The following is a 12,220-nucleotide window of genomic DNA, read 5'->3' on the forward strand; positions in this document are numbered from 1 at the left end:
TTATTAATCAAATTGATGGGTAGGTTCTTGAGTTTCCTCCAACGCTTTGAGATCAGAATCTACCATTAATTTAACCAATTCTTCAAAGGTAACACTGGGTTCCCATCCTAATTTTTCTTTAGCTTTAGCCGGGTCACCAATTAAAATATCTACTTCCGCAGGACGTAAATAGCGTTGATCAAATTTGACATAATTTTGCCAATCTAAATTAACGTGTCCAAAGGCAATATCGAGGAATTCCCGAATCGAATGGGTTTCATTAGTTGCTACCACATAATCATCCGGTTCAGAATGTTGGAGCATCAGCCACATGGCTCGAACATAATCTTTAGCATAGCCCCAATCTCGTTTTGAGTCGAGATTTCCCAAATAGATTTCCTTTTGTTTTCCTTTAACAATTCGAGCGACGGCGCGGGTAATTTTACGGGTCACAAAGGTAGGGCCACGCCGGGGACTTTCATGGTTAAATAAAATTCCGTTACAGGCAAATAAACCGTAGGATTCTCGATAGTTTACAGTTTGCCAATGTCCATAAACTTTAGCACAGGCGTAGGGGCTGCGGGGATAGAAAGGTGTCGTTTCTTTTTGGGGAATTTCTAATACTTTCCCAAACATTTCTGAAGAACCCGCTTGATAAAAACGGACTTCGATTCCGGTACGGTGTTGATAGTCTCGAATTGCTTCTAATAAACGTAAAACCCCCATTCCAACCGTATCAACAGTATATTCAGGGGAATCAAAACTGACCCGAACATGGGATTGAGCGCCAAGGTTATAAATTTCTACGGGTTTAACTTCTTCGAGAATTCGGCGTAAAGTTGTGCCATCGGTTAAATCTCCGTAATGTAGAAATAACCGCGCCTCCAGGTTATGAGGATCTTTATAAATATGGTCAATGCGGTCAGTATTAAAGCTAGAAGAGCGACGAATAATTCCATGAACTTCATAGCCTTTTTCGAGTAACAATTCACTCAGGTATGAGCCATCTTGACCCGTAATTCCTGTAATTAAGGCTCTTTTCCGTTCCGTCATTTATAGTATTCCTTATGGTCTTGTAGGTTAATATTCCCTGGTTTAATTGTACATAACAATTAACGGGGAGAAGTCTGTCTTTTTTGCACCCCAGAACCTGATCAGCAATTCAGTCCGTGAATCAATCAACCTGATCTTGCAGACTGGTCAGTCTTGGATCAGTACCCATCACCAAATTAACCTGATATTCAGTTTAATTCAAGTTAATTCCAATCCCTACTCTATCAGGCTTGTTCAGTTACCGGAGAATCCTCATCCCAATTTGAGCTTATCGGCTAGTTAGCTCAAAATGAAACCCCTCAACTCTTGATGTACAAGGTTTAGGGGGTTTATCAAATTCTAGGTTTGAAAATTCAAAGAAAAATAAAACAAGATTCAATTGAGCTAGGAATCTTGTATTTTTTCTGAACCTAATAAGCTCCATTATTTTTAGGAAAAATCACAACACCAATGGTTTTGATGACTATCCATAAATCCGTCCAGAAATTCTTAAAATTGACATAGTATAAATCCATCTGAACGCGACGAGGATAGGGAATATCATTGCGTCCTGAAACTTGCCATAGTCCAGTAATTCCGGGTTTAATGGTCAAAATTTTATCCATGTGACGACCATATTTATGTAGTTCTTCAACCACTAAAGGTCTAGGGCCAACTACACTCATATCCCCCATTAAAACATTCCAAAATTGGGGAAATTCATCTAAACTTGTCACCCGTAAAAACCGACCTATCCAAGTAATTCTAGGATCATGTTTGAGTTTGAAATTATTGTGAAATTCTTCCCGCAAATGGGGATGGGTTTCCATCATTTGTACTAACATTTCATCGGCATTACTCACCATTGTTCTGAATTTAATACAACCGAACAATTTCCGGTTTTTCCCGACTCGCTCTTGGACATAAAAAACTGACCCTGGTGAGCTTAACGCAATCAGCAGAGCCAAAATTATGTAAACCGGAGCAAACAAAATCAGAACAGACAGGGAAAAGACAATATCAAAGGATCTCTTAAAAAACTCCTCGTCTAAACGCTGTCGAGACAGGGGTTGAGGCATCGCCCGATGGGCTAAGGGCAAAACACCCCGCCTTGTGAACCCACGCCGAAGTCCCTTACCAAAGATGAGTTGGCTATTGGCAGTCATCTTACTCCTTCAATTCACACCACACACAGTCCTGATCATAAAGCCTCAAGACACCCAATATAGGTAATTCGGCTTTAGTTCGTCAAAATTCGGATAAAAAATCGTTCTTGACAGAAGGGGAAAACTCCAGTGGAAAAGGGGAATATAGCCCAAATTTTAATCCACTGTTAAAAGAATTCCTTGATTTTAAACCCTCTGCTTTGGGAAACCTATTTTCAATATCCGAAATCAATTGGCATTTTAGCTGATATTTCCCGATTGAAATTGTTGTAAGCAATGCTCCACGAATCCCAAATAATGCTCTTGGAATTGTTTCGGGTTGAACCCAGAGGCGTTTAATCGAGCCATATCAGGGTTAAACTTTCCCCTAGACTGCTCAAACGCTTCTACAGCCTCTACCAATGCCTCCTCGGTTTGGGCACAAAACAGTAAACCCGTTGCCGAATCTGGATATTGTCGCAGATCTCGCACCGTTTCCAAAGCACCTCCCGCACCGTAGGCAATCACAGGAGTACCACAGGCTTGAGCTTCTACTAAGGCCATGCCAAAATCCTCACAGGAGGCGTAGACAAAGGCTTTAGCATCCCTCATATACTGGTCTACGACTTCATTGGATTGCCATCCTAAGACCTGAACATTGGGTTTTGCCAGTTGTTGAATCGCCTTTAAATCGGGGCCGGTGCCAATCACCACTAAAGGGTATCCGAGACGATTGAACGCTTGCACAATCAATGAGATTTTTTTATAACTTACCAAACGACAAACGGTTAAGTAAAAGTCTTGTTTTTGCGGCTGAAAACAAAATCGTTCTACCTGCACCGGGGGGTAAATCACGGTGGCTGGCCGCCGATAACACCGCCAAATCCGTCGAGCCGTATGTTTAGAATTGGCAATAAAATAATCCACTCGGTTCGCTGAGATGACATCCCACTGCCGCAAACGATGCAGGAGATAGCGCGTTAACACCCCTTGTAGCCCCTTTCCCGCTAAACTACTGTTGAGATAGTCAAAGGTTAAATCCCAGGCGTAGCGCATCGGGGTATGGCAGTAACACAGATGCAGTTGATGGGGACTGGTCAGCACCCCTTTAGCAACGGCATGGGAAGAGGAGAGGATCACATCATAATCTCGGACATCGAGTTGTTCAATGGCCAGGGGAAGTAAAGGCAAATATTTCTGCACCCCAGAACGCGCCAGGGGAAACTGTTGAAGAAAGGTTGTACCAATGGTACGTTGATACAAATAGCTGTCAGGGTTTGTCGATTCAAAATCAATCAGCGCGTAAACATCCGCTTCAATATGGTTGAGAATTTCCTGCACAACGAGTTCTGAACCACCCGTCGCCAAGGGTGTTAACCATTCATGAACCAGTGCATAGCTTAACGACACAGCAAATATCTAATCCAAGAGAGTGCAAGAATCAATATCGCACAGCTTGGGAATTCGAGAAATATGTTAATGTCCGGCGTTTAACTCCTGATCAAAAAATTTTGATCTTTTCCGGGAAAACCTTAATCCTAATTCACCCAATATAGGTTATCTTATTCTAAACTGTTCAGAATTATCAAAGTCATTCAGGGTGCAGGGGAAATAGGGATGGCGATATCAGTGAATTCTGCCCTCAAAGTTAATGGGTGTTGGCATAAAATGGGTCTAGCTTCTATTCAGAGGGTTAGCCCTAAATAACAATTCTGTGATGGGTGGTATTCTGCTTTAAGTATAAGTCGCTTTTTCCTTCCCGCTCAGATTTGGTATAACCCAGAGGATATTGGATTGATGCTGTCTCGTTAGTTACTGGTCTATTTCCCTGTCCTAGCTGTCAGCAAAACAACCAGTTCATGAGTCTTTTTTTAAACCCCCAATTCAATCTTGAAACTCTTGAATGATGCTAGAAGAAAAACTTTCCCAAGAATCTTTTACGGGTCACGCCAATTCCCTATTCCCAGACCTTGAAACCTGGAAAAATACAACTATTGATCTGAAAGTCTGGCATGACAAACAAAAACACAAATCCTCCCCGTCTATGGACACTTCTGAAACTCCATTAGAACGGCGAGAAATCTTTGAAGCGATCGCAGAAGCCACTCCTATTCCAATTATTATTAGTCGCTTATCCGATGGCTTAATCTTATATGCCAATGTCATGTCCAGTAATTTATTTTGTTTTTCGCTGAAGCAAATCAAAACCCTCAAAACCCTTGACTTTTATCTTATTCCTTTAGATCGGCAAAAATTAATTGAAAAAGTCATAGCGGAAGGCTATATTCATAACTATGAACTGCAAGTCAAAAAACTGAACGGAACCCCTTTTTGGGTGATGGGTTCTTTCCAAATTTTACTGTTTCAAGGAGAACGAGCGATACTCTCGATTTTCCATGATATTACAGAACGAAAACAAGCGGAACAAACCCTACAAGTCAGTACAGAACGCCTACATCGTCAAAATGTTGCCCTGCGGGATTTAAGTCGAGAACAAACCCGCAATTGTGATCATCTGGATATTGCCATTCGCCAAATTACTGAAACCGCAGCCAATACATTAGAAGTAGATCGCGTCAGTGTTTGGCTTAATAGTAGCATTCGTTATGCTATTTTAAAAACCGAACAATCTCCTGAATTCATTCCTGAATTTAACGTTGAATCTGGGATAGAAAAGCCAGGTTTAGATTGGATTTGTTTAGATTTGTATGAACGTCAAAACCATCACCATTCCCCGGAGGATTTATCCCTCGTTAATCCTTGTTTTCCCCATTGTTCAACTCAGATTAATCCTCAACCTGCACCTTTTTCTGCTGATCGTTTATTTTCTTTCGATTCATCATCTGAATCTTACCTGAAGGATCTTCCCTATTCCCAGAGAAACCGTTTAGATGTACCGATTTGGTTGGGGGGAAAAATTATTGGGTTTATCTGTGTAGAATATCCCAGTAATCAACAGAAATGTAATCTTGAAGATCGAACCTTTATTGATTCCTTAGCGAATTTAGTTGCCTTAGCCATTGAACGATTTGAACGCCGAAAAGCGGAACAAGCCTTAGCCCAAGTCAAGGCAGAATTAGAAATTAGAGTTAAAAAACGCACGACAGAATTACAAGATGCAATTCAACAATTGCGAACTGAAATGATTGAACGGTTGAAGGTTGAATCGATTTTACAAACCGCTTTAGATCAAGCTCAAACTGCTAACCAAGCCAAAAGTACATTTTTAGCAAATATGAGTCATGAGTTAAGGACACCGTTACACGCTATTATTGGGTTTAGTGATTTATTACTTGAAGAAGTCTTAGATCGTGAGATTCATGATTTATTACCCGATGTACAAAAAATTCGTCAGTCGGGTTCCCATTTACTCACCATGATTAATGAAATCTTGGATTTATGTAAAGTAGAATCGGGGCGAATGCCTCTGAATGTGGAAACCTTTGAAGTCGCTAGTTTAATTCATGACGTGGTGACAACCTTACAACCTCTAGCGGATCAAAATCAAAATACAATTCAAATTTGTTGTAAAAACAATTTAGATCTGATGGAGGGAGATATGGGTAAAATCCGACAAATTTTTTATAATTTGCTCAGTAATGCCTTAAAATTCACCCAAAAGGGGAAAGTTACCCTGACGTTAAACCGAGAACACAATGGCGACTTAGACTGGATTTGTTTTCAAGTGAGTGACACCGGAATAGGGATTTCTTTAGAACAACAGCAAACGTTATTTCAAGCTTTTACCCAAGTGGATAATTCCTTTAGTCGTCAATATGGCGGAACCGGTTTAGGCTTAACGGTAACCCACCATTTCTGCAAAATGATGGGAGGACAAATTAAAGTATCTAGCCAACTGGGAGTTGGTTCTACCTTTACGGTTTATCTGCCTACTTCCCTCCCCGGTCTATCGTAAAAATAAAGAATAACCTGAAATTGCCACGTTTTCTTGATTTAGTGTTAGTTTAAAGGAAGAGAGTATTGGATGGATCTTGCTTAGGATGTTCCCTAAAGGAAACGCATCCCAGTCCAAGCGGCAAACCCATTCAATCCATCTCCCCTTTTTAGGGAAAAGCCACCAGCAATTAATTAAAAAAAGATTAATTCACTATGTCCAGATATGACTCCCACTTACGATGCTCGTTCTGCGGTAAATCTCAAGAGCAAGTTCGCAAATTAATTGCAGGCCCAGGTGTTTATATCTGTGATGAGTGCGTTGAACTCTGTAACGAAATTTTAGAAGAAGAATTTTCTGACCGCAATCGAGCCAAGGGTTCAGTGAGCGGCCAGCCAGAGGCACGTTCCTCAAAACAGTCTGCAACGAAAGGATTTTCTCTGACTTCAATTCCTAAACCCATTGAAATTAAAAACTATTTAGATGATCATGTAATTGGTCAGGATGGGGCGAAAAAAGTTCTATCTGTTGCGGTTTATAATCATTATAAACGCTTAGGTGCTGAAAAATTAAACGGTTCTGATGCAGGAGCCGATGATTTTGTCGAATTACAAAAAGCCAATATTCTGTTAATGGGGCCGACGGGTTGTGGCAAAACCTTACTCGCCCAATCTTTAGCGAAATTATTAGATGTTCCCTTTGCCGTTGCCGATGCGACAACGTTAACGGAAGCGGGTTATGTTGGGGATGATGTTGAAAATATCTTACTGCGACTGTTACAGGTTGCCGATTTTGATATTGAAGCGGCACAACGGGGAATTATTTATATTGATGAAATTGATAAAATTGCCCGTAAAAGCGAAAATACCTCAATTACACGAGATGTGTCTGGAGAAGGGGTACAACAAGCCCTCTTAAAAATGTTAGAAGGAACGGTTGTTAATGTTCCTCCCCAAGGCGGAAGAAAGCATCCCTATCAAGATTTTATCCAAATTGATACCAGTAAAATTTTATTTGTTTGTGGGGGAGCTTTCGTTGGGTTAGAAAAACTCATTGAACAGCGCTTAGGTAAAAAATCCCTCGGTTTTATTCAGTCGGGAGAAGACAATAAAACAACCATTACTCCCCTCCAGTCCGATGAGATTTTATATCATGTTCAACCGGAAGATTTAGTCAAATTTGGTTTAATTCCCGAATTCATAGGACGGCTTCCGGTTTTAACTCGTGTTTCTCCGTTGGATGAAGGGGCGTTGATGCAAATTTTAACTGAGCCGAGTAATGCCTTGGTTAAACAATATAAAAAGCTATTACGCATGGATAATGTGCGTTTAGAATTTGAACCGGAAGCGTTAAAAGCGATTGCTAAAGAAGCCTTCCGCCGCAAAACAGGAGCCAGAGCATTACGGGGAATTCTGGAGGAATTAATGTTAGAAGTCATGTATGAAATTCCTTCCCGAAAAGATGTTGTTCGCTGTGTGATTACCCAAGAAATGGTCGAAAAACGTTCAACAGCCGAAGTTTTATGGCATCCCGCTTGGCATCGACAACACGAGTCAGCATAATCCTAATTAATCAGCTTAATCAACTTGCTCCTATGAACTAAAATTCGATTTGTAGGGGCAAGTTTATCATTTTGGCTTCCCTACTGTTCCCTGTTCCCGGTGATCTTTTATAAAAGCATGAAAATCAACTTTTTGATACCTGCTATAATTTCCTACCTTTTTACCCTGACTCTACCCGCTAACGCCCAAGAAACCCGGTGTGGATGGTTAGCAAATCCTACTCCTGCTAATTGGTATTTAAAAGATACAGATGGGACTTGGACTCTTTCCGTTCAAGGCGGATATCAAGCAAGCGGAATGGAAAATATTCCTGATCTCGATGGGCCAGAATATGTTAAAACCAATGGAAATTATGGCTATACCTGTGCTTGTTTAGAGGTTAATACAGATAGTAGCCAGATGAAAGTGACAAGGATTCAACGTGTTGAACCCTTGCCGCTTTCGACTTGTCAGCAAGATGCTAATTTACCCGCTTGGTGACCCGGATTAAAAACTCAATATATACTTGATATAAAAAAAAGTTAAAACTCATCACTGTACTATTAATAAACGCATCCAATCACCTTAGTAATTAATCAGCATGAAATCTATACACTAAAGGCAAAGTGTAGGCTATATATTTTGCCCTGAGTGTTCATAAAACTTCTTACAGCAATCCGATCAATTCTCGAATTCTGTTGATTGGTGATGATGTAAATTATTGAGTTTATAATCCGTTTAAATTTGGGTTAAAATATCAATCCCTTTGGGACTGCACTTCATCCAACTTACATTAAACTAATAATTCCTCTAATTTATGTTGATTCCAAAGGGTCTGATATAATCCTTTAATTGTCACTAATTCAGCATGGGTTCCCGTTTGAATAATTTGTCCTTGATCCATAACAAAAATGCGATCAGCCGTTGCAGCCGCCGACATTTGATGGGAAATAAACACAACGGTTTTGCGCTGGACTCCGATTTTTAAATTCTGTAAAATTTCTGTTGCGGTTTGATTATCCACACTGGAAAGGGCATCATCTAAAATTAAAAGGGGTGCATCCACTAATAATGCTCTTGCTAACGCCGTTCGTTGTCGTTGTCCGCCGGATAATTGAATTCCTCGTTCTCCCACTAGAGTTTCATATTGTTTGGGAAAATTCAAAATTTCTTCATGAATTTTAGCCATTTTAGCAACTTTTTCAATTTCTGATTGTTCAGCGAGAGGGTTGCCATAGGCAATATTATTGCTAATACTGGTACTAAATAAAAAGCTTTCTTGAGGAACATAGGCGATCGCACATCTTAAATCAGATAATGTTAATTGAGTAATATCTTGACCATCTACAAATAACTGATCCATCTTAATATCTAATAACCGAGGAATGGCATTCGCTAAGGTTGTTTTCCCAGAACCAATAGGGCCAACAATTGCAACGGTTTCTCCCGGTTTAATTATAAAATTAACATCATTTAAAGCCGGAATTTTGCTTCTAGGATAACTATAGGTTAGATGAGAAGCACTTAACCAGCCTTTAACGGGAGTGGGTAAGGGTAAAGGTTCTAAAGGATCTTTAATCCGAGGTTCAACACTTAAAATGGCTTCAATTCGATCAATACTGACTTCTCCGCGCTGATAGGTTGTAATTGTAAATCCTAATAAGGCGGTAGGAAAAACTAAGCGTTCAACATATAAGATTAAGGCAACAAAATTACCGATACTGAGTTCTCCATTGGCGATCGCTTCATCTCCCACTCCTAATAAAATCAGAAAACTTAAACTCGCAATTCCGCCTAAAATTGGAAATAAAAGATTACGGGTTTTAGCTAACTCTAAATTGGCTTCAAATAATTCCTGATTATGGCCTGCAAACGCTTTCCGTTCATTCTCTTCCTGAGCATAAATTTTAATTAAAGAAATCCCACTCATATCCTCCTGAATTAAATCACTAATATTTGATAGTTTTTCCTGAACCGTCATTTGTTGATCTCGAAGCTTTCCACTAAAAACCTGTACTAAAATCAACATTAACGGATAAACTGAAATCGATAATAAAGTTAATCGCAGGTTAATCGCTAACATGACTGGAAGCGTTAACCCGTAAGCAAATATCGTATTGGCCAGACTCAAAACTGCAAACCCTAATAAACGGCGAATACTATCAACATCACTGGTAGAACGATTAATTAAATCTCCAACGGTACTTTCGGAAAAATAGGAAGGTTCTAAAGTTAATAAATGATTAAAAATCTTTTGTTTTAAATCAAATTCGACTTGACGACCTACCCCAAAAATAACAATGCGGGAAATCATCCGAATGACCCACATCATCGAAGCTAAAATAAAAATCAATAATACTTGACGCTGTACGGTGTCAAACTCAATTGCAACTTGCAGTTCATCAACTACATTCCGAATTAAAATTGGAATATAAACCCCCACAGCATTAACCAGGAATAACGCCACAATTCCTAATGTTGCTTTTTTCCAATGGGGACGCAAATAGCCGATCAATTTTTGTAGTCGAGAAGATTTCATATTTAGGTGAATAAAGTTAAGCAATTAAATGATGGGTTGGGTGTGTGTAATGCAGTTTATACAGCATATTAGATAATATAATACTTTTCTCGTTGATCATGCGATCGCTTGGGGACTCAGAATAGGGTTTCTTACCGAAATCTAACTAAAGATACCACAATTATCGCAGAAACGCAGTTTCTCAGACCCCCGATTAACTGGACTCGATATTATTCTTGAAATTCAGTTATTACTCTGTTCCCTTCTTCCTCTTTCACTTCAAAATTAATTCCTTCGTAAATATCTCTTAGGGGTATTTGAAATTCTACGGATTCTAGGGTTAAGATAGAGTCTTCTAAATCATATTCTGTTAATACCCATTTTCCGTTAGAAATTTTAGCAAATTGTTCAATATGATAGCTATATTGGTCAATTAAAATATATTCTTTAAATTCAGAAATTGAGCGATAGGCGAGAAATTTTCCTCCTCGGTCATAGTCTTTCGTTGAATTAGACAAAACCTCAATAATCATCAGAGGATTTGTCACAACTGTTGAGTTATTTTCTGGATAGATGGGTTCTCCTTGAATCACCATGATATCGGGATAGACATAACGGCGAGTTAGGGGTATCCACAGGCGCACGTCGCTAGTAAATAATCTGTAATCTTTGCCTCGTAAGCCAAATTTTAAGTTAGCAATCAAGTTAATAATGATGCTGTTATGGTTGGTTGTTCCACCTGTCATTGTTACTATCTTCCCATCATGATATTCACTTTTGTCGATCGCAGTTTCTTCTAATGCTAAATATTCCTCCGGTGTGTAATAGCGTTTCTCTGTTTGTGGTTGCTTTTTGATTGCTAGTTTTTCTTGGGTTTGCATGGTCATTTCCTTCTGCTTTCAAGTGATTTTATGATAACATGAAATCAGTTAGATTAAATAGTAATAAACGTACTCGCTCACCAAACAGATTATGACTATCATTGAACAAATCTACGAGATCGTTAAAAGCCTTCCTCAAGAGCAAGCCAGCGAAATTCTCACTTTTGCTGAATTTATTCGCGCCCAGCACCTGAATGCTAACCCATCGAGTGCTACATTAGATACTTCGACTCCTTGGGCGGAACTGGTTTATTCCCTAGCTGGAACATGGGCAGAAGACTTTCCTACTCTGGAAGATATTCGTGCCGAGTCGGGGGAAGACATCTTGCGGGAGAGTTTCTAGTGTACATCTTGGATACAAATACATTAATTTACTACTTTAAAGGACAAGGAAAAGTTGCCCAAAACCTTGCTAATGTATCTCCTCAAGAAATTGGTATTTCCGCGATCGTCCTGTTTGAATTGCAAGTAGGTATTGCTAAATCTACCTCCCCTGCAAAACGTACCCAACAACTTCAGCAACTTTTGAACCGAATTAACCTTATTCCTTTTGATCGCAATTCTGCTGTTGTTGCTGCGACAATTCGCGCTCAATTGGAGCAACAAGGTACTCCCATCGGCCCGATCGATGTTTTGATTGCAGGGACAGCCGCTTCACTTCAAGCAACTCTTGTTACCCACAATGTCAAGGAGTTTTCGAGAGTTTTAGGACTTGCGATCGCGGACTGGTATTGAATATGAGAACTCAGAAACCGGGTTTCTAGGAGGTCATATTTTCAAATAAGATAGGAACATAAAATGGATTTTTACGTTGTGTGGTGCTAATCGGACAGACAAACACAAACCCCATTTTTCGGTTAAATTTAGTTTGACTCACAACCAGTGCAGGTCGAGTTCCCATCTGTTCGTGCCCTGCTTGAGAATCGAAATTTAGGCGAATGAAATGACCTCGTTCGGGGATATAGTTTACCAAACTTCTTCTCCTTCTGGTTTTCCCCAAGAGATTTCTTCACCCGGTTCTATTTCGCCTGCCAATAATTCATCTAAGGTATATTTTGAAATTGTATGATTTACAGGTTCTATGACCATTTTCCCATTTTCTATACTGCAAATTACTGAGTCATCTGCTTTCAGATTGAAAAATTTTACAATATAGTCCGGTATTGGTAAAGCTAAAGAATTACCCAAGTTGCTGATGTGTATTTTGGCTGTCATACATTTGCGATTTT

At 39.6% G+C, this 12,220-nt stretch carries 12 protein-coding genes; 5 read left to right on the forward strand and 7 right to left on the reverse strand.

The window, feature by feature from the left end; genetic code table 11:
* Positions 1–3 precede the first annotated feature (3 nt).
* The 3 genes from gmd to IQ236_RS05430 form a co-directional block, all read right to left on the reverse strand.
* The gene (gene gmd / locus IQ236_RS05420) at positions 4–1,032 is read right to left on the reverse strand and encodes a GDP-mannose 4,6-dehydratase (protein WP_190516094.1); all 1,029 of its coding nucleotides are present in this window, start codon (positions 1,030–1,032) and stop codon (positions 4–6) included.
* Between the two features lie 410 nt (positions 1,033–1,442).
* On the reverse strand, positions 1,443–2,177 hold the full coding sequence (locus IQ236_RS05425; RefSeq protein ID WP_190516096.1) for a sugar transferase: 735 nt from the start codon (positions 2,175–2,177) through the stop codon (positions 1,443–1,445).
* A gap of 240 nt (positions 2,178–2,417) precedes the next feature.
* On the reverse strand, positions 2,418–3,566 hold the full coding sequence (locus IQ236_RS05430) for a glycosyltransferase (protein ID WP_193868315.1): 1,149 nt from the start codon (positions 3,564–3,566) through the stop codon (positions 2,418–2,420).
* A gap of 493 nt (positions 3,567–4,059) precedes the next feature.
* Between IQ236_RS05430 and IQ236_RS05435 the strand changes: the two genes are divergently transcribed.
* From IQ236_RS05435 to IQ236_RS05445, 3 genes are all read left to right on the forward strand, one after another.
* Positions 4,060–6,072: an ATP-binding protein gene (locus IQ236_RS05435; RefSeq protein WP_190516099.1), complete on the forward strand. Its 2,013-nt coding sequence runs from the start codon at positions 4,060–4,062 to the stop codon at positions 6,070–6,072.
* Between the two features lie 194 nt (positions 6,073–6,266).
* Complete coding sequence (gene clpX / locus IQ236_RS05440; protein WP_193868316.1) at positions 6,267–7,613, forward strand: ATP-dependent protease ATP-binding subunit ClpX; 1,347 nt, start codon at positions 6,267–6,269, stop codon at positions 7,611–7,613.
* Between the two features lie 117 nt (positions 7,614–7,730).
* Positions 7,731–8,093 carry a DUF4087 domain-containing protein gene (locus tag IQ236_RS05445; protein WP_193868317.1) on the forward strand — a complete coding sequence of 121 codons (363 nt, stop codon included), beginning with the start codon at positions 7,731–7,733 and terminating at the stop codon, positions 8,091–8,093.
* Positions 8,094–8,385: 292 nt separating this feature from the next.
* Here the strand turns inward: IQ236_RS05445 and IQ236_RS05450 are convergent, their stop codons facing one another.
* Both IQ236_RS05450 and IQ236_RS05455 read right to left on the reverse strand, forming a co-directional pair.
* Complete coding sequence (locus IQ236_RS05450) at positions 8,386–10,131, reverse strand: ABC transporter ATP-binding protein (RefSeq protein ID WP_193868318.1); 1,746 nt, start codon at positions 10,129–10,131, stop codon at positions 8,386–8,388.
* 209 nt (positions 10,132–10,340) lie between these two features.
* A complete protein-coding gene (locus IQ236_RS05455) occupies positions 10,341–10,991 on the reverse strand; it encodes a Uma2 family endonuclease (RefSeq protein WP_193868343.1) in 651 nt (216 codons plus the stop codon).
* Between the two features lie 91 nt (positions 10,992–11,082).
* On the opposite strand from IQ236_RS05455, the gene IQ236_RS05460 reads away from it, so the two are divergent.
* Positions 11,083–11,334, forward strand: a complete 252-nt coding sequence (locus tag IQ236_RS05460) for a DUF2281 domain-containing protein (protein ID WP_193868319.1) — start codon at positions 11,083–11,085, stop codon at positions 11,332–11,334.
* Entirely contained in the window at positions 11,334–11,726 is a 393-nt protein-coding gene (locus IQ236_RS05465) for a type II toxin-antitoxin system VapC family toxin (protein WP_322744087.1), read from the forward strand. Before IQ236_RS05460 ends, IQ236_RS05465 begins: the two co-directional genes overlap by 1 nt.
* Positions 11,727–11,751: 25 nt before the next feature.
* Here IQ236_RS05465 and IQ236_RS05470 read toward each other — a convergent pair whose 3' ends face one another.
* Together IQ236_RS05470 and IQ236_RS05475 are read right to left on the reverse strand one after the other, a co-directional pair.
* On the reverse strand, positions 11,752–11,964 hold the full coding sequence (locus IQ236_RS05470) for a type II toxin-antitoxin system PemK/MazF family toxin (protein ID WP_228041430.1): 213 nt from the start codon (positions 11,962–11,964) through the stop codon (positions 11,752–11,754).
* On the reverse strand, positions 11,958–12,206 hold the full coding sequence (locus IQ236_RS05475; protein ID WP_193868321.1) for an AbrB/MazE/SpoVT family DNA-binding domain-containing protein: 249 nt from the start codon (positions 12,204–12,206) through the stop codon (positions 11,958–11,960). The genes IQ236_RS05470 and IQ236_RS05475 overlap by 7 nt, the downstream gene beginning before the upstream one ends.
* Positions 12,207–12,220 lie beyond the last annotated feature (14 nt).

It is taken from the genome of Planktothrix mougeotii LEGE 06226 (assembly GCF_015207485.1).
Lineage (GTDB): Bacteria > Cyanobacteriota > Cyanobacteriia > Cyanobacteriales > Microcoleaceae > Planktothrix.